Below are 19,314 nucleotides of genomic sequence, written 5' to 3'. Positions count from 1 at the left end.
AAATCGAAATCGGTTTAAGGGCAAAATTATGCAGCAGATCTAAAGCGTTACAGCGACCTTTGTGCGTTTAGATAGACGCGCGGCGCTGTAATGCCGTGCCTGCAAATGTCAATTCGCGAAAAAGGGCGGGAAAGCCCCCGCCCTTCCGCCGCGTTTTGGCAGTTCGTTACACCTTTACCCAGGCACCATTTCGTTTGGATGACTGGACGCAGGCATCGACGAAGACCATGCCCTTCATGCCGTCGTCGATGGTCGGATAGGTGACCGCCGGATCGACCTTTTCACCCTTGCGCTTGGCGAAGATGGCGCGGGCCGCTTCGCTATAGATGTTGGCGAAGCCTTCGAGGTAACCCTCCGGATGACCGGACGGGATCCGGCTGACGCGGTTTGCCGCCGCGCTCGCGCCGGCGCCGGCTCGGGTGAGCAGCCGCTTCGGCTCACCAAACGGCGTGAACCAGAGATAGTTGGGATCCTTCTGCGTCCATTCGAGCCCGCCCTTGGTGCCGTAGACGCGAACCATCAGGCCGTTCTCGTGGCCGGGCGCCACCTGGCTGCACCAGAGCAATCCCTTGGCGCGTTCACCGTCCTTCGCCTTGAAGCGCATCATCACATGGGCATTGTCGTCGAGCTGGCGGCCAGGAACGAAGCTGTCGAGATCGGCCGAAAGCTCCTCCAGTTCGAGACCGGAGACGAAGGCGCCGAGATTATAGGCATGGGTGCCGATGTCGCCGGTCGAGCCGCCAGCGCCGGAGCGTGCGGGATCGGTGCGCCACGCGGCCTGCTTCTGGCCGGACTGCTCGATATTCTCCGTCAGCCAGTCCTGCGGATATTCCATCTGCACCAGCCGCACCGCGCCGATCTCGCCATTGGCAACCATCTCGCGCGCCTGGCGCACCATCGGATAGCCGGTATAGTTGTGCGTGAGCACGAACAGCGCGTCGCTGTCGTCGGCCGCCTTCTTCAGTTTCTTCGCGTCTGATAGCATCGAGGTCAGCGGCTTGTCGCAGATCACGTGGATGCCACGCTTCAGGAACTCCTTTGCCGCGGCATAGTGCACGTGATTGGGCGTGACGATCGCCACCGCCTCGATGCCGTCCTTCAGCTTCGCCTCGCGGATCGCCATCTGCTTGAAGTCGGAATAGACGCGCGACGGATCGAGCCCGAGCTCGCGGCCCGAGCTTTCCGCCTTTTCCGGCGTCGACGACAGCGCACCCGCCACCAGCTCATAGTGATCGTCGAGCCGTGCGGCGATGCGATGCACCGCGCCGATGAAGGCGCCGGAGCCGCCGCCCACCATGCCGAGCCGGATGCGGCGCTCGCGCTTCTCGCTCGTTCCTTCGATTGCCATAATCTTCTCCCCTGTTTCCGTTCGTATCTTCGGTTTTTGTCGTGCGATCTGCCCCTCATCCGCCTGCCGGCATCTTCTCCCCGCACACGGGGAGAAGGGATATGCCGCACCCGCTCGGACGCCTGTGACCGCAACACCTCAACAACCCAAGGCCGGCCGCAGTCCGCGTCCCCTCTCCCCGCCTGCGGGGAGAGGGTTAGTCCTCGGGTTAAACCCGAGGAGAGGGGCAAATCCTCAGATCCCCAGCATGCGCCGGTTCGCCGCCTCGTCGGTGCCGGCGCCGGCGAAATCGTCGAAGGCCTTCTCGGTGACGCGGATGATGTGGTGCCTGACGAAGTCGGCGCCTTCCCGCGCGCCATCCTCCGGATGCTTCAGCGCGCATTCCCACTCGACCACCGCCCAGCCGGCAAAGTCGTTGGCCGCCATCTTCGAGAACACCGCGCCGAAATCCACCTGGCCGTCGCCGAGCGAGCGGAAGCGGCCGGCCCGGTTGACCCAGCCCTGATAGCCGCCATAGACGCCCTGCCGTCCACTCGGGTTGAACTCCGCATCCTTGACGTGGAACATGCGGATGCGATCCTTGTAAATGTCGATGTTGTCGAGATAGTCGAGGCACTGCAGCACGTAGTGCGACGGGTCGTAGAGCATGCAGGCGCGCGCATGGTTGCCGGTGCGCTCCAGGAACATCTCGTAGGTGATGCCGTCGTGCAGGTCCTCGCCCGGATGGATCTCGTAGCAGATGTCGACGCCACAGTCCTCGGCGTGATCGAGGATCGGCGTCCAGCGCTTCGCCAGCTCGTCGAAGGCGGTCTCGACGAGGCCGGCCGGCCGCTGCGGCCAGGGATAGACGAAGGGCCAAGCGAGCGCGCCGGAAAAGCTTGCCATCGCACTCAAGCCGAGGTGCTTCGAGGCCGTCAGCGCCAGCCTCACCTGCTCGACCGCCCATTGCTGCCGGGCCTTGGGATTGCCGCGCACCTCCGCGGCGGCAAAGCCGTCGAAGGCCTCGTCATAGGCCGGGTGCACGGCCACGAGTTGGCCCTGCAGATGCGTCGACAGCTCGGTCACCTCGACGCCGTTTTCGCGCGCCGTGCCGGCGAACTCGTCGCAATAGGCCTTCGAGCTCGCCGCCTTCTTCAGGTCGATCAGCCGCCCATCCCAGCTCGGCACCTGTACGCCCCTGTAGCCGCAATCCGCTGCCCATTTGGTGATCGCGTCCCAGGAATTGAACGGCGCCGCATCGCCGGCAAATTGCGCAAGAAAGAGCCCTGGCCCCTTGATGGTCTTCATCCCGATTTTCCTCCCGATGGAACGGCATCGGCCCGCCCGGACCGTCAGCGATCGGAAGTACAAAACACCCGATTTCCGCTTAAACGGACAGACCTGAAACGTTGCAGGCGCCGAAGCTAGCAGATTTTCGGCAGGGGGCAACAGGCAAGGACGCAGATTCGCGGAAGATTTGTAATCGATTTCATCTCGCGATGCCACAGGCCTCGTCAAACGCACGGAAGCGATGCGTTGAGCATCTGGACCGATGGCAGCGGCAAAGAAAAGGGGGCCGTCATGGCGCCCCCTCCCCTCGTCCGTAGCTCTCTTCAAACGGTCATCCGTAACGCCGGTTCGTTGCCACCAGGCTGGGTTTCCCTTGCCGCCCGGCCGATACGGTGAATTGATCGACAAGCCCCTTGAGCGTGGTACTGACCTGCATGAGCGTATGCGTCGCGGCGCTGGTTTCCTCGACCATCGCCGCATTCTGCTGCGTCATCTGGTCCATGTTGGTGACGGCGGTGTTGATCTCAGCGATACCGGCCGACTGCTCGCGCGCCGAGCCGGCGATCGCGTCGATGTGACCGTTGATGTTGATCACCTGGTCGCCAATGTGATGCAGCGCCTCGCCGGTCTTGTTGACCAGCGACACGCCCATCAGCACGTCCTCGAACGACTTGTCGATCAGTTCCTTGATCTCGCGCGCCGCTTCCGCCGACTTCTGCGCCAGTTCGCGCACCTCCTGCGCAACGACCGCAAAGCCCTTGCCTGCCTCGCCCGCCCGTGCCGCCTCGACCCCGGCATTCAGCGCCAAGAGATTGGTCTGGAAGGAGATCTGGTCGATGACGCTGATGATCTGGGTGATCTTGCGCGAGGAGTCCTCGATCGCGCTCATCGCCGCCACCGCCTGCTCGACGATGGCGCCGGATTTGCGCGCCTCGTCGGTGGCGTTTCCGACGACCCGCCGCGCCTCTTCCGCGCGTGACGCCGCTTCCTTGGAAATGGTGGTGATCTCTTCGAGTGCGGCCGCCGTTTCCTCAAGCGAGGCCGCCTGCTGCTCGGTGCGCCGCGCCATGTCGTCGGTGGCCGATACCAGTTCACCGGCATTGTTTGCCGTTTCCTCGGAAGCCCCGACGATCGCACCGAAGGTCTGGTCGAGCTTGCCGAGCGCGGCATTGAAGTTGGATCGAAGGCTTGCGAATTGCGGTGCGAGTTCGCTGGCAATGACGGCGGTCAGGTCGCCGTCGGCCAGGCGCTTCAGACAATCTTCGAGCGCCGAAAGCGCTTCCTCCTGTTGGCCGTTCAAAACCTGCCGCTCCGCTTCGGAGCGTTCACGTTCCTCCTGCAGCGCGTCGAGATAAACGGAGATCGCATAGTCCATATCGACCATCGCGGCCTTGACGACGGCTGCCACATCGGTGCCGATCTCCTTCGCCTTGTTGCGATGCAGGAAACCTTTCAGGTGGCTCTCGATGACGCCCTTCAGGATGGATTCGATGATCAGCGCATAGCCGCCGATATACCAGCGCGGCTCCAGGCCGAGGCGCGCATGAGTCTTGCCGATGGTGGTGACGGCATCGACATATTGCGCATCGAATCTGGCGGAGGCGATCAGTTCCCAGTGTCTGGCTTGCCTGGCCTTGGCGCCCTGCACATGCGCTTCGCTGGCAAAGAAGCGCGCCGTTTCCGGATTGGCGCGCGCCTTGGTGTAGAACTTGTTCAGCGCCGTATCGAGCGAGGCGGAAATGACGGGCAGCGAGCGCGCAAGCGCCGTCCGTTGAGCGTCGTCGAGATCGACGAACTGCAGACGCTCATTGAGAAGTTTGGTCTTCGAATCGAAGCTGGTCATACGGATTGTTCCCCTGGCGCCGCGACAGCACGCGTGACGAGGTGGCCGCTGCAGCTCAAGGTACGGCGCACCCTGCACCGAAGGTTTACCATATTATAATATAGAAATAACTATAAATTGTGTATGGTAAATTATGCTATCTAGGATTGAAACTCGATGGCGCAAACATTCACATGCCGAAGACACCCGGTGTCTACGGCCACAACATCATTTCAGAATCATAGGATGTAGAATTTCATCAAGCGCATGCGCCGGCAACAACCAAAAAGCGTCATGGATTTTTTACGCGCAGAAGATGCAAATTGCAGTGGCAGAGCCTCCCAACGAACGGCGGCCCGAAGAACTCCGAGCCGCCGCACGAACCAATCCAGGAAAACGCTTAGACGTAGCGGTTGACGACGTTTTCGAGCAGTTCCTGCTTGCCGGACTTCGGCTGCGGGTTGAGGTCCGATTTCAGTACCCAGGCTTCGATCTCCTCGAGCGAGAAGCCGCCGTCGAGCATCTTCTTGGCTTCCGGCACCTGCCAGCCGGCATAGCGGCTTTCGAGCGGAGCGGAGAGCGCCTTGTCCTCGATCATCTTCGCCGCCGCCTTGAGGCCACGGGCGCAGCAGTCCATGCCACCGATATGGCCGATCAGCAGGTCCTCCGGATCGAGCGACTGACGGCGCAGCTTCGCATCGAAGTTGGTGCCGCCGGTCACGAAACCGCCGCCTGAGAGAACCTGGTAGTAGGCAAGCGCCATCTCCGGCACGTTGTTCGGGAACTGGTCGGTATCCCAGCCGGACTGGTAGTCGTTGCGGTTCATGTCGATCGAGCCGAAGATGCCGAGCGCATTGGCGAGCGCCAGCTCGTGCTCGAAGGAATGGCCGGCAAGGATCGCGTGGCCCTGCTCGATATTGACCTTCACCTCGTTTTCGAGGCCGTAGTTCTTCAGGAAGCCGTAGACCGTCGCGACGTCGTAGTCATACTGGTGCTTGGTCGGTTCCTGCGGCTTCGGCTCGATCAGGATCGCGCCCTTGAAGCCGATCTTGTGCTTGTACTCGACGACGAGATTGACGAAGCGGCCGAGCTGGTCGAGCTCGCGCTTCATGTCGGTGTTCAGCAGCGTCTCATAACCTTCGCGCCCGCCCCAGAGCACGTAGTTCTGGCCGCCGAGACGCTTGGTGGCGTCGAGGCAGGTCTTCACCGTCGCGGCCGCGAAAGCAAAGACATCCGGATCCGGATTGGTCGCGGCACCCGACATGTAGCGACGGTTGGAGAAGAGGTTCGCCGTGCCCCAGAGCAGGTTGACGCCGGTTTCGGCCTGCTTCTTCTCGAAGTGATCGACGATCTCGTTGAGGTTCTTCGTGTTCTCCGCAAAAGTCTTGCCTTCCGGGCGCACGTCCGCATCGTGGAAGCAATAGAAGGGAACGCCGAGTAGATCGAAGAATTCGAAGGCGACGTCGGCCTTCAGCTTCGCCGCGTCCATGCTGTCCTTGAACCAGGGGCGCTCGAAGGTCTGGCCGCCGAAGGGATCGCCGCCCGGCCAGACGAAGGTGTGCCAGTAGGCAACCGCGAAGCGCAGGTGGTCTTCCATGCGCTTGCCGAGAACGATCTCGTCCTTGTTGTAGTGGCGGAAGGCGAGCGGATTGGTGCTCTCGGGTCCCTCATACTTGATCTTGGCGATATCGCCGAAAAATCCTGTGCTCACGGGTTTTGCTCCTCTTTCAAGAGTGGTTTCGGCCGACATCGTCCATCCGATGGGTCCGGCCATTACGTGGAAGGTAATTGGTTTCATTCCCTCGTCCGGCGATACGGAAAACATCGAAACGCCAAACGAAAGGAACACTTCGATGCACGACTTCAACGCCATCGCCGAAGCCTACATCGCCGCCTGGAACACGACGGATGCCGCAAGCCGCGCGCCCCTGATCGAGAAGGCCTTCACCGCCGACGTCGCCTACCGCGACCCGATCATGCAGGGCGACGGCCACGCCGGCATCGATGCCCTGATTGCGGGCGTGCACGGCCAGTTTCCCGGCTTCCGCTTCACGCTGAAGGGTGCGGCGGACGGCTATGCCGACGCGATCCGCTTCTCCTGGGCGCTGGGCCCGGACAGCGTTCCCTCGGTCATCGAGGGCACCGATGTCTGCCAGATCGAGAACGGCCGCCTGAAGGCGATCACCGGCTTTCTCGACAAGGTTCCGGCCCGCTGAGCGACCGGCAATCGAGCCAGACTTGGGGCACAGCGCCGTCACGACGCGGTGCCCTTGATCGCCGGATAGAGCCGGCGATAGCGCTGATATGTCTCCTCGTAGGCCGAAACCAGCGACGCTTCCGGCGCGATGGTTTCGGCGGTGCGCGGGGCAAAGCAGGTCGCCACCGGATCCGCGCCCGTCGCGGCGATGAGGCCAAGGCGGGCCGCCCCGAAGGCGGCGCCGAAATCGCCATCATCAGGCAGATCGACCGGCAGATTGAGCGCGGTTGCGATCGATTTCAGCCAGTAGCGCGAGCGTGAGCCGCCGCCGATCGCCGTCACGCGCGATAGCGTCGTACCGGCGGCTCGAAGAGCTTCCAGGCTGTCGCGGATGGCAAAGGACACGCCTTCCATGACCGCCTGCGTCAGCGCTACACGGCTGCTTTCATGGCCGAGCCCGACGAAGGCGCCGCGGATCGCCGCGTCGTTGTGCGGCGTGCGCTCGCCCGAGAGATAGGGAAGGAAGGTCACGCCTGAGGGCGCCTTGATGGTGTCGCCGAGTTCCGAGCTGAGCTCTGCGGCGCTGCGCCCGGCAATGCCGGAATACCAGTTAAGCGCATCGGTCGCCGAGAGGATGACGCCCATCTGGTGCCAGGTGTTCGGCAGGGCGTGGCAGAAGGCATGCACGGCGCTTTCCGGGTTGGGCAGGTAGCTCGCATTCGCCGCGAAGAGAACGCCCGAGGTTCCGAGCGACACGAAGGCGTTCCCTTCGCCGACGGTACCCATGCCGCAGGCAGATGCCGCATTGTCACCGGCACCGCCGGCAACCACGACATCACTGGAGATGCCCCAGCGGGCCGCAAGCTCCGAACGCAGCTTCCCGGCCGGGTCGGTTCCCTCGACGAGGCTCGGCATCTGCTTTTCGTCCATGCCCGTGGCGGCAAGCAGGTTTTCCGACCAGCGCCGCTTACCGGTATCGAGCCAGGAGGTGCCGGCGGAGTCGGACATTTCCGACATGTGCTCGCCCGTCAGCCACAGGCGCAAATAGTCCTTCGGCAGCAGCACCCAACGCACCTTGGCGAAGATTTCGGGCTCGTTGGCCCGCACCCAGGCAAGCTTCGGCGCGGTGAAGCCGGGGAAGACGATATTGCCGGTGATCGCGCGGAACTGTGGATCGCCATCGAGTGCCGCCGCCTCGCGGAAGCTGCGGGTGTCGTTCCAGAGAATGCAGGGCCTCAGCACCCGGTCGTCGGCGTCGAGCAGCGTCGCGCCGTGCATCTGGCCGGAGAGGCCGATGCCGCTGACAGCCGCAAGCTCCGCCGGGTGCGCCGCCTTCAGCCCGGCGATCGCCTCTTCGGCCGCGCGCACCCAGTCTGCCGGATCCTGTTCCGACCAGCCGGGATGCGGGCGCGAGACGTCGAGCGCGCCCGAGGCCGAACCGACGATGCGCTGGTCGCCATCGATGAGCATTGCCTTGACGCCCGAGGTGCCGAGATCAAGTCCGAGATACATGCTTGCCTCCATTGAGCAATTCCAGACCGGCTTCCCGTCTGGAACTGCGTCGTTCCAAATCGTTACGCCGGCTCGACCGGCAGGTTGTCCTTCAGGAAGATCTCGATGCGGATGCGCTCCTGTGCCCCGATCACGGCGAGACCATCGGCGCGGGCCTTGAGCACGCGGATCGCGCTGCGCACTTCATGACCGGCATCCTGGTTCAACAGCGCGTCCAAGGTGCCGCACGAGAGTGCCCGGCGGCTATGGGGCGTGAGTTCATGCGCGATGGCGCAAACATCCGTCTGACGCCCGGCCTTTTCGAGTGCCGTGATCAAGCCACGATTGCCGGCGCCGAGACTGTAGATGCCGGCGAGATCGGCATGATCGGCGACGAGCTTCGAGACGAGTTTCTCGACTTCGGTCGGATCGTCATGGCCCTCGACGACCGGCAGAAGCCGGCGGCCGGGGGCGCTTTCGGCCATTGCCGCGCTGAAGCCTTCGAGGCGATCGCGATGGTCGCGCACCAGCATCGAGCCGGCAACGATCGCAACCGGCCCCTCGCGACCGCCGAGGAAACGACCCATCAGGCTGCCGGCGGTCCGGCCGGCGGCGATGTTGTCGACGCCGGCAAAGTGATCCCGCGACGATCCCGGCAGATCGGAAACCAGCGTCACCACGGCAATGCCGTCTTCACGAAGCCGATCGACAGCCGCAACCACCTCGGGCGCATCGATCGCAACCACGGCGACACCGGCCGGGCCAAGTGCCCGCGCCTTTTCCAGCGCCGCGGCAAGGGCCGCCGCATCAAAGGCCGGTACGGAGAGCACGGTGATTGCTGTGCGCTCGACTGCCGAGCGCGCCTTTGCTGCTTCAACCTCAGTCGCGAGGCCGCGCATGAAGGTGTTGTCGCCCTCGGGCAGAATGAAGACCAGCGGGTAGCTACGGCTCTTGGCGAGATTGGCGGCGGCGACGTCGCGTACATAACCAAGCGTCGCAATGGCGCGCTCGACCTTGTCGCGGGTGACACCACGCACGCCGGGACGGTTGTTCAAAACCCGGTCGACGGTCGCAAGGCTGACCCCCGCTTCGGCAGCGATATCGTGAACTGTCGGGCGCATGCTTTCCTCCGGGCTCTGCCTTTAGAGGATTTTTTGATGTACGTAAATCAAGAATCTGCAGAAGACGAAAAACAGAGCTCCGTGCTCCGTCCAGATCCAGCGGATTACACGCATTAACTGTTTGATTTAGCTTGAATTTCCCGGATTATCCGAGGCGCTTGCTGAAGGCTGCGGTAAAGACGACTTCGCCATGGACCTCGCCAGCCTCGGCAAGCACCACATCCATGAAGCCGTCCGTGACACGCACGATCGCAAAGCCGCCCATATAGGCCGCCTTCGGCTTGATAATGTCGAGCCCGTTCTGTCGGTAAATCATTGCCGATTCGTGCTGGTGCCCGTGGAACAGGCCGATGACGTTGCTGCCCTTGATGGTGTCGAGCAGTGCCTGGCGCTGAGAGACGCTCCACCAATGCGGGCTGCCGTCACCGTTGTCGTCAAAGGTCTTCAACTTCGTATCCCAGACCTCCGTCGAGAAGGCGTCCCAGCCATAGTGCTGGAACAGGATCACTGGTCGGCCATCGCCGGCATAGGCCGCGAGATCCTGCTTCAGCCAGGGCAAGGCGTTCACCGCTCCCTTGTTTTCGTCGCCGCCGAAGCGCTGCAATTGCACGAGATGCAGTCCGCCCCAGTCCCAGGAGTAGCAATCCGAGAGCGGGTCGTAGTTGGTCACCGGCACCGGCGGCTTGTAGAAGACCGTCTGGCGATGGTTGAGCTCGACATAGTCACGCAGCTCGCGGCGATACCAGTCGACATGCGGTGGCGTGCCGTCCTGGTCGAGGTCATGATTGCCGAGCCCGACAAAGACGGGCATGTGGACGCGATCATTTCCCGCCCCTTCCTGGTAGCGGCTGGAGAACTGCTGCAGTTGCCGCCCTTCGCGCGGCTGGCGCACCTGGCCGCCGCCATCGTCGGTGATGTCGCCGCCAAGCACCAGGCCGAGTGGCTTGCCGATCTGCCGTCCGCCGCTTGCGAGTCCGCTCGGCTTGTCCGCGACCGTTGCCGGCCAGCGCAGGGCATACACGGCGTTCAGCGCCGCCACATGGCGCAACAGGTTGGCGTCGGTCTTGCCTTCCGCCGCGCAATTCGGCGCAAGCCCCTCGATCGACACGAGGCAGGCATGGATGTCGCTGGAGAACAGGAATGTCGCATCGATGGCCGGAGCGGCTGCGCGGCTGCGGGAGGCCGCAAGCCCTAACCCGAAGCCGGCGAAACCCGTCATGAAAGACCGCCGCGAAATTGCCGCCGAAACCAGCTCCGTCATACCGCCGCCCCTCGATATCCGTCGACGGAAGTGTGCCGCAAGGCGTGCCTTGCGTAAACCGCGCAGACGCTCGGCATGGGGACGAGGAAGACGCGATCGCCCGCTTCCTTGTCCCTCATGGGCAATGATAGTGGCCGCCTTGGCCCATTATCCTGCTTTAATGGCCGCCGCCGCTGGGGCCGACGCCCTGTGGCTTATTGATCATCATCACGCCGAGGATCAGCGACAGAAACAGCACCGTCAGAAGCACGAAAATATCGCTGAAGGACAGGATGACCGCCTGCTTCTGCGCCATGGCGGCAAGCTGCTTGATTGCGATCGTCGTGCCGTCGAGGCCGTGCGCATTGAAGCTGGCAGCGAGGTTGCCGAACCGCTCCATCGCCTCCGGATTGCCCCACTGCACGTGCTCGGCAAGGCGCGCATAGTGGAAGTCCTGGCGCTGGGTCAGGATCGTGTTGATGATCGCAAGCCCCACCGCGCCGCCGAGGTTGCGCGTCAGGTTGAAAAGACCGGATGCGCCACGCATGCGCGCCGGCGGCATGGTGCCGAGCGCGATGTTGTTGATCGGCACCATGCAGAGCATCAGCCCGACGCCGCGCAGGATCTGCGGAATGAACAGCTCGTAGAAATCCCAGTCGGCCGTCAGGTGGCCCATGATCCAGGTGCCGCCGGCAAAGCTGGTGAAACCGATCGTCATCAGCACGCGCGGATCGAGCTTGCCCGAGAGTATGCCGGCGACCGGCGCGGTGAAGAACATAGCAAGGCCGGAGACGAACATCGTCTCGCCGATCATCAAAGAATCGTATCCGCGGATGCGGCCGAGATAGAGCGGGTAGAGATAGGTGAGGCCGTAGAGGCCGATGCCCATCACGAAGGAGAACATCGAGCCGAAGGCGAAGTTGCGGTTGGCAAAAGCCCTGAGGTCGACGACCGGGAATTCCACCTTGAAGGCGCGGTAGAAGAACACGATCGCCGCCAGCGCCGAAGCGACCGCACCCATGACGATATGCTCGTCGTTGAACCAGTCGTTGGTATTGCCCTCTTCGAGCACATATTCGAGCGCGCCGAGGAAGACGGCCATCGACGCCAGGCCCCACCAGTCGAACTTCTTGAAAAGGCCGAGTTCCGGCTTGTCGAAGTCGATGAAGCTCCAGGTTAGCGTCGCGACGATGATCCCGGGAATGACGTTGACCAGGAACAGCCAGTGCCAGGAGAAGGCGTGGCTGAGGTAGCCGCCGACCGTCGGGCCGATCGTCGGCGCCAGCGTCGCGATCAGGCCGATGATCGGCGAGACGACGTTGCGCTTCGACGGCGGAAAGATGGTGAAGGCGGCGGCGAAGACGGAGGGGATCATGCCGCCGCCGATAAAGCCCTGGATCGCGCGGTAGACGATCATCTGGTCGATGTTGGTCGCGGTCGCCGCAAGCGCGCTCGCCGCGGTGAAGCCTGCCGCCGAAACCGAGAACAGGACGCGCGTCGAGACGATGCGCGCCAGCGTTCCCGACAGCGGGATCATGATGACTTCAGCGATGAGATAGGAGGTTTGCACCCAGCCGATCTCGTCCGAGCCGGCCGAGAGGCCTGCCTGGATTTCGGCAAGCGAAGCCGAGACGATCTGAATGTCGAGGATCGCCATGAACATGCCGACGACCATGGCGAAGAAGGCGATCAGCCTCTTCGGGTCCATGTGTTCCTCGACCTTCGGTGCGGCGGCCGCCACCGAACCTGCTGTTGCCGTTGCGGCCATCTCAGCCACTCCTTGCATGGGCGCCGCTGGCGCGAGCGTTCTGGACATGCGCATTTCGCCGCGCCGGCGTTCCGGACTTGAACGCGCTCCGTGGCGCGCTCTCGACAGTAAGGCGCGCCCAGGGGCGCGCCGGCATTTCGTCCGCCTACTTGGTAGCGGCGACCTTCGTCGCATCCGGTGCCGTGCGGGTGTCGACATCGACGATGACGCTCAAGCCCGCACGCAGGTGACCTTCGGCCAGCACGTCGGCCGGCAGCGTGATGCGCACCGGTACGCGCTGGATCACCTTGGTGAAGTTGCCGGTGGCGTTTTCCGCCGGCAGCAACGAGAAGACGGAGCCGGAGGCCGGCGAGATCGAGGCAACCGTGCCTTCGATCGCGTGGTCCTCATAGGCGTCGACATGGACCTTGACCTTGGAGCCCGGCACCAGATGGGCGATCTGGGTCTCCTTGAAGTTGGCGTCGATATAGAGCTGGTCGACCGGAACGAGGGCGGCGAGCCGCTGGCCGGCAGAAACGAGGTCGCCGACCTGAACCGCGACGTTGCCGACGACGCCGTCATAGGGCGCCTTCAGGACCGTGAAGCCGAGGTCGCGATTGGCCTTGTCGCGCGCAAGCTCGAGCGAACGGATCTCGCTTTCCGCTTCCGTGCGCTGCGCTTCGAGAACGGTGATGCTCGCCTTGGAGGCAGCGATGTTGGCATCGGCGCCGGCAAGGTTTGCCCGTGCCTGATCGAGCGCGACGTCTGCGTTGTCAAGCGAGGCGACGGTGCCAACGGCCTTGGACTGGAGGTCGCTGGCGCGCTTCTGCGCGAGCTCGGCGCCGCGCACCGTCGCTTCCAGAGCCTTCTTCTGCGCTTCGGTCTGGGCAAGGCTCGCCTTCGCGCCGGCAATCTGCGCATCGAAACGGCTGAGTGCCAGCTTCTGGGTGGCAATTTTTGCCTCGGCCTGCTCGGCGGCGATGCGGTAGTCGCCATCGTCAAGGGTAACGAGCGGGTCGCCGGCCTTCACTTTCTGGTTCGCGACGGCGTCGACCTTGGCGACGTAACCCGAGACCTTGGGCGAGATCGTCGCGATGTCGCCCTCGATATAGGCGTCATCGGTCGAGACCATGAAGCGGCCATTGGTCCACCAGTCGTAGCCGAACCACGCACCGGCGGCCAGAAGCGCCAGACCGAGCACGGGGAGGATAGGCTTGCGCGCCTTCTTCGGCGGCTGCACCGCTTCTGCAGGGGCCTGGACAGCGGTCTGTTCCGCGGCAGGCGCCTTTGCCTCAAGCGCGGTTTCCTGCTGCACTTCGAAATCCTCGTCGACCGGACGGACGCGAGCAGCGCTGGATGTGTGGGATGCGGACATTGGGCACCGGCCTGGTTAAAGATTGGTGAACGAACTGAACCGTTCGGTTCGATCGGAACTTGACATAAGGCCTTTCTGGTCGCATATCAAGAGGAAATCGAACCACGCGGTTCGATGGCCTGAAATTTAATGCGAACAGGACGGAAACAAGCGACCATCATGAGTACGGCGAAGACCGGGAAACGGGACATCGTGCAGCCGGTAGCCGGCATGGAGGAAGATCTCTGTCCGGGTGGCGGTCGCCACGCCGCCGGTGAGGACCCGATCAAGCGCGAGCAGATCCTCGAAGGTGCGAGGCGTGCCTTTCTGAGCCATGGCTTCGACGCCGCCAGCATGAACGACATCACCCGCGAGGCTGGCGTCTCGAAGGGCACGCTTTACGTCTATTTCGAGAACAAGGAAGACCTTTTCAAGGCCCTGATCATCAAGGGCAAGACCCGAGTGGTCCAGACGGCCAAGCATGCGCTCAACGATCATGACGACGTCGAGGAATCGCTCTACGATTTCGGCGTGACGCTGACGACCAGCATGACGGCCGAGGAAACGATCCGCTCCATGCGCATGGTGATCGGCGTGATCGACCGGATGCCGCATCTGGCCGAACGCTTCTTCAGCGAGGCGCCGGAAAACGGCTACACCGTGCTCAAGGCCTATCTCGACCGACAGGTTCCCGCCGGCACGCTCCATATCGACAACACCGAGATGGCCGCCCGCCAGTTCATCGAAATGGCACAGGCCGGGCTCTTCAAGCACCGGCTGTTCGGCGGCATGTGTTCTGCACCGCCCAAGGAACAGATCGAGGCGACGGTCACCGCCGCCGTCCGCGTCTTCATGGCCGCCTATGGACCGAAGAAATAGGCCGATCGGCGTCGAACTCTTCGAACACGGCATGTTTCCCTAAATCCTAGCCGAATTAAGGATAAAAACATGCAGCACTTCAAAGTTCTACAGTGACCTTTGTCTGACAAGACGCGCGGCGCTGTCGGCGGCGTTTCAAATTCAGCAACTGCGATCAAGCGCGCCTTCCGGCAAGACCCTATCACCAGGGCGCAGCCTTAGGAGTGATGATGAGTGCCATCGGACGGGCGGTCTGGTTCATCGAGAGCCATTTCGCAAAGGACATATCGCTGGATGAAATCGCCGGGGCCGCGGGCCTCTCGCGCTACCATCTCTCGCGCGTTTTCGGGCTGGTCACCGGCCGCTCGATCAGCGTCTATATTCGCGGCCGACGGCTGACCGATGCCGCCTACGCCCTGGCCGATGGCTCTCTCAGCATTCTTTCGGTGGCCCTCGAAGCGGGCTACAACTCGCACGAGGCTTTCACCCGCGCCTTTCGTGACCAGTTCGGCGTAACGCCCGAGACGGTCCGCAAGCAAGGGCACGTTCGCAACATCGAACTGATGGAGCCTATCAGAATGGACGACACCCGCCTTCTCAAGATCGACCCGCCACGCTTCGAAGACAGTTCGCCCCTGCTGTTGGCCGGACTGGCGGAAACCTATGCCTATGGCCGCACCGAAGGCATCCCGTCGCTCTGGCAGCGGTTCAACCGCCATTTCGGCGACATACCCGGCCAGAAGGGCGACATCGCCTATGGCGTGTGCAGCCAAAGCAATGGCGAGGCCGGAACCTTCCTCTACATGGCAGCCGCAGAAGTTCGCGAAGCCGACGAACTGCCCGATGGCTTTTCGACGCTGAAACTGCCGAAGCAGCGCTATGCCGTCTTCCTGCATCGCGGCCACATCTCCGCGATCGCCAAGACCGCGGACCACATCTTCGGCACCTGGCTGCCGGAGTCCGGCCTGCAGCATGGGGAGACGCCGGATCTCATCGAACGCTACGACGAGCGCTTCGACCCGCATTCGGGCATGGGCGCCGTCGAACTGTGGATTCCGATCAAATCGTAAACGGTAAAGCGCTGCCGCAAAGGGGCGGCGGCGCTTGTCACTTCCGCGATGTTACTTAAATACTGCGGCGATTCTTGCGCGACGACGCGCCACCCAGAAAGGAAAGATCGCCGATGCAGGATATCCTGTTGTTTGCCCAAGACCCCGCCGCCTGGGTCGCCCTCGTTACCCTCGTCGTCATGGAGGTGGTTCTCGGCATCGACAACTTGATCTTCATCTCGATCCTTACCAACAAGCTGCCGGTTGAACATCGTGAGAAAGCCCGCCGCGTCGGCATCGGTCTCGCGCTCGTCATGCGCCTCGCTCTGCTCGGCACCGTCGCCTGGATCGTCAAGCTGACGACGCCGGTCTTCGAGGCCTTCGGCCACGGTTTCTCCTGGAAGGACATGATCCTGATTGCCGGCGGCCTGTTCCTCGTCTGGAAAGCAACCAAGGAAATCCACCACAATGTCGATCCGAGCGATCACGGCGAGGATTTCATCGCCTCCTCGGCGATCAACAGCTTCGGCGCCGCGATCGGCCAGATCCTGCTGCTCGACCTCGTCTTCTCCGTCGACAGCATCATCACCGCCGTCGGCATGACGCCGCATCTGCCGATCATGGTCATCGCCGTGATTGCCGCCGTGACCGTGATGCTCGTCGCCGCCAATCCGCTGGCGAACTTCATCGAGAAGAACCCGACGATCATCATGCTGGCGCTTGCCTTCCTGTTGATGATCGGCACGACGCTGATCGCCGAAGGCATGGGCCTGCATGTGCCGAAGGGCTACATCTACGCCGCCATGGCTTTCTCGGCGCTCGTCGAAATCCTCAACATGGTCGCACGCAACGCACGGCTCAGGAAGGCAGGCAAGCTCGACTGAAGCCTGTCGCGCAAAAGTGCGCGGCGGTTTTGCGATAACAGGCAAAAGATGAGGAAAGTCACGCCCTCCATCACAGGTGAAGGGCGTGATTTTGCGGGAGATCACGAAAACGCGGAGCCGAGCCGACCGGCCGTCGACCGCGAGCCCTCAGCGAAAACAGGATCATTCCTCCTCTTTCGCTGAGTCATGCCGGTGGCCCGGCCCCACGCCTTCTGGTTGGAGAACGCCTCACCGCAGGAAACGTTCCGCCCGCCTTCCGGCCCGTTCAGACGTCCGCGCGGTGCCCGACCTCGACCAGAATGTTGCCGGGAATGACCGCGTAGAAGACATAGGCGCCGTGCCGGTCCTGCGGCGCGGTCACCTGGGCGCCGGCTCCGTGCACCCGCCGATAGACGTCGTCGACCTCGGTTCGCGCCGGCAGCAGGAAGCCGATGTGGTAGGTCTGGGCGCCGAGCCTTACCTGGTCGCCGCCGCCGAGCGCCTCGATCGGCGGGCTGACGACGAGCACCAGGCCGGCCCCGTCAGTCAAACGGTAGAAGGCGTTCTTGCCGCGCTTTTCGACCAGCGTCAGGCCGAAATGGTCGATGAGGAATGAAGCCGTTTCGGCGACGACGGGGCTATAGAGGTCGATGTGATTCAGTCGCATGTTCACAGTCTCCGTGTTCGAGAAACGCGGCGGACTGCGTCGATGTGCACGCCCCGCCGCGGACCGATGCGATTGCATCGGAACCACGTCGAGGGTTCGAACGGGACGTTCGAGCAGAGCTTCGTTGGAAAACCGAAGGGACCGGGCTTACCAATTCCGGTCCTGCCTTTTTCGACGCGTTCGGCTTACCGCAGAACGGCCGGGGACGGAAGAGGCGACGGCGATCAGTTCTTCCCGGCGTCCGGGTCGATGCGCTGCAACTCCTGCAGATAGGCGTCGAGACGGTCGAATTTCTGCTCCCAGAAGCGGCGATAGCCGTCGAGCCAATTGTTGACGTCCTTGAGCGGTGCCGCCTCGAGCCGGCACGGGCGCCACTGCGCTTCGCGGCCGCGGCTGATCAGCCCGGCGCGCTCGAGGACCTTGAGATGCTTGGAGACCGCGGGCAGGCTCATTTCGAAGGGTTCCGCCAGTTCGCCGACCGAGGCCTCTCCGAGGGCGAGGCGGGCGAGGATCGCTCTTCGCGTCGGGTCGGCTAGGGCTGAGAGCGTCGTCGACAGGCGGTCTTCCGGCATCTTCTAAAAAACCTTTCAGTTAAATAACCTTTTGGTTCATTATCGCTCACGGCAGGCAGTGTCAACAAAAACCGGCGTGATCCGGTTTCCGTTGACATGATCGGCGTTCTATGGTCTCACGCGAGCCGACTGGAATAGCCTGCCGATACCGTTGTTGCGGCACCCTTGCGGGCCTTTCCTTCCCATAAAATGCGCGCCCGGCGGCCGGATATCTTCTTCGGCAAGGGGCGAAAAGCACGTCAGACGGGCAAAGACCATGGCAAATTCAGCAGTCCGGGTACGCATCGCACCCTCCCCCACCGGCGAGCCGCATGTCGGCACGGCCTATATCGCCCTGTTCAACTATCTCTTCGCGAAGAAGCATGGCGGCGAATTCATCCTGCGCATCGAAGACACGGATGCGACCCGCTCGACGCCGGAGTTCGAACAGAAGGTGCTGGACGCGCTGAAATGGTGCGGGCTTGAATGGTCGGAAGGTCCCGACATCGGTGGTCCCTATGGCCCCTACCGCCAGAGCGACCGCAAGGACATGTATCGTCCCTATGTCGAGAAGATCGTCGAGAACGGTCACGGCTTCCGCTGCTTCTGCACGCCGGAGCGGCTCGAGCAGATGCGCGAGAGCCAGCGCGCCGCCGGCAAGCCGTCGAAGTATGACGGCCTTTGCCTCAACCTCTCCGCCGAGGAAGTGACGTCGCGCGTCGCCGCCGGCGAACCGCATGTCGTGCGCATGAAGATCCCGACCGAGGGCTCGTGCAAGTTCCACGACGGCGTCTATGGCGACGTCGAGATCCCGTGGGATGCCGTCGACATGCAGGTCCTCTTGAAGGCCGACGGCATGCCGACCTACCACATGGCGAACGTCGTCGACGACCACCTGATGAAGATCACCCACGTCGCCCGCGGCGAGGAGTGGCTGGCTTCGGTTCCGAAGCACATCCTGATCTACCGGTATCTCGGCCTCGAGCCGCCGAAGTTCATGCACCTGTCGCTGATGCGCAATGCCGACAAGTCGAAGCTGTCGAAGCGCAAGAACCCGACGTCGATTTCCTATTACACCGCGCTCGGCTACCTGCCGGAAGCGCTGATGAACTTCCTCGGCCTGTTCTTCATCCAGATCGCCGAAGGCGAGGAACTGCTGACGATCGACGAACTGGCGGCCAAGTTCGATCCGGAAAACCTCTCCAAGGCCGGCGCGATCTTCGACATCCAGAAGCTCGACTGGCTGAATGCCCGCTGGATCCGTGAGAAGCTGTCGGAGGACGAGTTCGCCGCCCGCGTCCTTGCATGGGCAATGGAAAACGACCGTCTGAAGCAGGGCCTCAAGCTCAGCCAGTCGCGTATTTCGAAGTTCGGCGAACTGCCCGACCTCGCAAGCTTCCTGTTCAAGTCCGACCTCGGACTGCAGCCGGCAGCCTTTGCCGGCGTCAAGTCGACGCCCGAAGAACTGCTCGAAGTCCTGAACACCGTTCAGCCGGATCTCGAAAAGATCCTGGAGTGGAACAAGGAATCGATCGAAGCGGAACTGCGTGCGGTCGCCGAACGCATGGGCAAGAAGCTGAAGGTCATCGTGGCGCCGCTCTTCGTGGCGGTTTCGGGCTCGCAGCGTTCGTTGCCGCTGTTCGACAGCATGGAAATCCTGGGCCGCGCCGTGGTACGCCAGCGCCTGAAGGTGGCGGCCCAGGTGGTCGCCTCCATGGTCGGCAGCGGAAAGTAAGG

The 19,314-nt window shown here is 62.9% G+C and carries 16 protein-coding genes; 5 read left to right on the top strand and 11 right to left on the bottom strand.

All coding sequences use genetic code 11. The features are described 5' to 3' along the window. Positions 1-166: 166 nt before the first annotated feature. The 4 genes from ACQ5BM_RS16210 to xylA form a co-directional block, all read right to left on the bottom strand. Positions 167-1,348, bottom strand: a complete 1,182-nt coding sequence (locus ACQ5BM_RS16210; RefSeq protein ID WP_429813078.1) for a Gfo/Idh/MocA family protein — start codon at positions 1,346-1,348, stop codon at positions 167-169. 234 nt (positions 1,349-1,582) lie between these two features. Continuing rightward, positions 1,583-2,635, bottom strand: a complete 1,053-nt coding sequence (locus tag ACQ5BM_RS16205; RefSeq protein WP_429813075.1) for a sugar phosphate isomerase/epimerase family protein — start codon at positions 2,633-2,635, stop codon at positions 1,583-1,585. A 313-nt stretch (positions 2,636-2,948) separates the two neighbouring features. Then, positions 2,949-4,460 (bottom strand): methyl-accepting chemotaxis protein, encoded by a 1,512-nt coding sequence (locus tag ACQ5BM_RS16200; protein ID WP_429813072.1) that lies wholly within the window; start codon positions 4,458-4,460, stop codon positions 2,949-2,951. Between the two features lie 379 nt (positions 4,461-4,839). Continuing rightward, positions 4,840-6,150: a xylose isomerase gene (gene xylA, locus ACQ5BM_RS16195; protein WP_429813069.1), complete on the bottom strand. Its 1,311-nt coding sequence runs from the start codon at positions 6,148-6,150 to the stop codon at positions 4,840-4,842. 142 nt (positions 6,151-6,292) lie between these two features. On the opposite strand from xylA, the gene ACQ5BM_RS16190 reads away from it, so the two are divergent. Beyond that, a complete protein-coding gene (locus ACQ5BM_RS16190) occupies positions 6,293-6,655 on the top strand; it encodes a nuclear transport factor 2 family protein (RefSeq protein WP_429813067.1) in 363 nt (120 codons plus the stop codon). Positions 6,656-6,693: 38 nt separating this feature from the next. Here the strand turns inward: ACQ5BM_RS16190 and xylB are convergent, their stop codons facing one another. From xylB to ACQ5BM_RS16165, 5 genes are all read right to left on the bottom strand, one after another. Next, positions 6,694-8,148 (bottom strand): xylulokinase, encoded by a 1,455-nt coding sequence (gene xylB, locus ACQ5BM_RS16185; protein WP_429813065.1) that lies wholly within the window; start codon positions 8,146-8,148, stop codon positions 6,694-6,696. A 62-nt stretch (positions 8,149-8,210) separates the two neighbouring features. Continuing rightward, the gene (locus ACQ5BM_RS16180; RefSeq protein WP_429813062.1) at positions 8,211-9,248 is read right to left on the bottom strand and encodes a LacI family DNA-binding transcriptional regulator; all 1,038 of its coding nucleotides are present in this window, start codon (positions 9,246-9,248) and stop codon (positions 8,211-8,213) included. Between the two features lie 145 nt (positions 9,249-9,393). Continuing rightward, positions 9,394-10,467 carry a metallophosphoesterase gene (locus ACQ5BM_RS16175; protein ID WP_429813060.1) on the bottom strand — a complete coding sequence of 358 codons (1,074 nt, stop codon included), beginning with the start codon at positions 10,465-10,467 and terminating at the stop codon, positions 9,394-9,396. Between the two features lie 199 nt (positions 10,468-10,666). Beyond that, positions 10,667-12,256 carry a DHA2 family efflux MFS transporter permease subunit gene (locus tag ACQ5BM_RS16170; RefSeq protein ID WP_429813058.1) on the bottom strand — a complete coding sequence of 530 codons (1,590 nt, stop codon included), beginning with the start codon at positions 12,254-12,256 and terminating at the stop codon, positions 10,667-10,669. A 145-nt stretch (positions 12,257-12,401) separates the two neighbouring features. Next, positions 12,402-13,610, bottom strand: coding sequence for an HlyD family secretion protein (locus tag ACQ5BM_RS16165; RefSeq protein ID WP_429813055.1), 1,209 nt, complete (start codon positions 13,608-13,610; stop codon positions 12,402-12,404). 210 nt (positions 13,611-13,820) lie between these two features. Between ACQ5BM_RS16165 and ACQ5BM_RS16160 the strand changes: the two genes are divergently transcribed. The 3 genes from ACQ5BM_RS16160 to ACQ5BM_RS16150 all read left to right on the top strand — a co-directional run bounded on the left by ACQ5BM_RS16160 (position 13,821) and on the right by ACQ5BM_RS16150 (position 16,380). After that, positions 13,821-14,468 (top strand): TetR/AcrR family transcriptional regulator, encoded by a 648-nt coding sequence (locus ACQ5BM_RS16160; protein ID WP_429813663.1) that lies wholly within the window; start codon positions 13,821-13,823, stop codon positions 14,466-14,468. A 209-nt stretch (positions 14,469-14,677) separates the two neighbouring features. Beyond that, positions 14,678-15,517, top strand: coding sequence for an AraC family transcriptional regulator (locus tag ACQ5BM_RS16155; protein WP_429813053.1), 840 nt, complete (start codon positions 14,678-14,680; stop codon positions 15,515-15,517). Positions 15,518-15,630: 113 nt separating this feature from the next. Next, on the top strand, positions 15,631-16,380 hold the full coding sequence (locus ACQ5BM_RS16150; RefSeq protein ID WP_429813051.1) for a TerC family protein: 750 nt from the start codon (positions 15,631-15,633) through the stop codon (positions 16,378-16,380). Between the two features lie 265 nt (positions 16,381-16,645). Here the strand turns inward: ACQ5BM_RS16150 and ACQ5BM_RS16145 are convergent, their stop codons facing one another. Then, positions 16,646-17,026: a VOC family protein gene (locus tag ACQ5BM_RS16145; RefSeq protein WP_429813048.1), complete on the bottom strand. Its 381-nt coding sequence runs from the start codon at positions 17,024-17,026 to the stop codon at positions 16,646-16,648. Between the two features lie 224 nt (positions 17,027-17,250). Continuing rightward, positions 17,251-17,598 (bottom strand): ArsR/SmtB family transcription factor, encoded by a 348-nt coding sequence (locus ACQ5BM_RS16140; RefSeq protein WP_173520287.1) that lies wholly within the window; start codon positions 17,596-17,598, stop codon positions 17,251-17,253. Between the two features lie 256 nt (positions 17,599-17,854). On the opposite strand from ACQ5BM_RS16140, the gene gltX reads away from it, so the two are divergent. After that, positions 17,855-19,312 (top strand): glutamate--tRNA ligase, encoded by a 1,458-nt coding sequence (gltX, locus tag ACQ5BM_RS16135; RefSeq protein WP_429813044.1) that lies wholly within the window; start codon positions 17,855-17,857, stop codon positions 19,310-19,312. The last annotated feature ends 2 nt before the right edge of the window (positions 19,313-19,314 follow it).

Origin of the sequence: Ensifer sp. B1-9 (genome assembly GCF_050474445.1) — a bacterium.
Lineage (GTDB): Bacteria > Pseudomonadota > Alphaproteobacteria > Rhizobiales > Rhizobiaceae > Ensifer.
The sequence above is the reverse complement of the archived record's forward strand: the minus strand, read 5'-3'. Positions and strand labels throughout refer to the sequence as shown.

Bases quoted from the DNA above. Each gene is read 5' to 3' on its own strand.
- ACQ5BM_RS16210 (WP_429813078.1), bottom strand. From the start codon at position 1,348: ATGGCAATCGAAGGAACGAGCGAGAAGCGCGAGCGCCGCATCCGGCTC.
- ACQ5BM_RS16205 (WP_429813075.1), bottom strand. From the start codon at position 2,635: ATGAAGACCATCAAGGGGCCAGGGCTCTTTCTTGCGCAATTTGCCGGC.
- ACQ5BM_RS16200 (WP_429813072.1), bottom strand. From the start codon at position 4,460: ATGACCAGCTTCGATTCGAAGACCAAACTTCTCAATGAGCGTCTGCAG.
- ACQ5BM_RS16190 (WP_429813067.1), top strand. From the start codon at position 6,293: ATGCACGACTTCAACGCCATCGCCGAAGCCTACATCGCCGCCTGGAAC.
- xylB (WP_429813065.1), bottom strand. From the start codon at position 8,148: ATGTATCTCGGACTTGATCTCGGCACCTCGGGCGTCAAGGCAATGCTC.
- ACQ5BM_RS16180 (WP_429813062.1), bottom strand. From the start codon at position 9,248: ATGCGCCCGACAGTTCACGATATCGCTGCCGAAGCGGGGGTCAGCCTT.
- ACQ5BM_RS16175 (WP_429813060.1), bottom strand. From the start codon at position 10,467: ATGACGGGTTTCGCCGGCTTCGGGTTAGGGCTTGCGGCCTCCCGCAGC.
- ACQ5BM_RS16170 (WP_429813058.1), bottom strand. From the start codon at position 12,256: ATGGCCGCAACGGCAACAGCAGGTTCGGTGGCGGCCGCCGCACCGAAG.
- ACQ5BM_RS16165 (WP_429813055.1), bottom strand. From the start codon at position 13,610: ATGTCCGCATCCCACACATCCAGCGCTGCTCGCGTCCGTCCGGTCGAC.
- ACQ5BM_RS16160 (WP_429813663.1), top strand. From the start codon at position 13,821: ATGGAGGAAGATCTCTGTCCGGGTGGCGGTCGCCACGCCGCCGGTGAG.
- ACQ5BM_RS16155 (WP_429813053.1), top strand. From the start codon at position 14,678: ATGAGTGCCATCGGACGGGCGGTCTGGTTCATCGAGAGCCATTTCGCA.
- ACQ5BM_RS16150 (WP_429813051.1), top strand. From the start codon at position 15,631: ATGCAGGATATCCTGTTGTTTGCCCAAGACCCCGCCGCCTGGGTCGCC.
- ACQ5BM_RS16145 (WP_429813048.1), bottom strand. From the start codon at position 17,026: ATGCGACTGAATCACATCGACCTCTATAGCCCCGTCGTCGCCGAAACG.
- ACQ5BM_RS16140 (WP_173520287.1), bottom strand. From the start codon at position 17,598: ATGCCGGAAGACCGCCTGTCGACGACGCTCTCAGCCCTAGCCGACCCG.
- gltX (WP_429813044.1), top strand. From the start codon at position 17,855: ATGGCAAATTCAGCAGTCCGGGTACGCATCGCACCCTCCCCCACCGGC.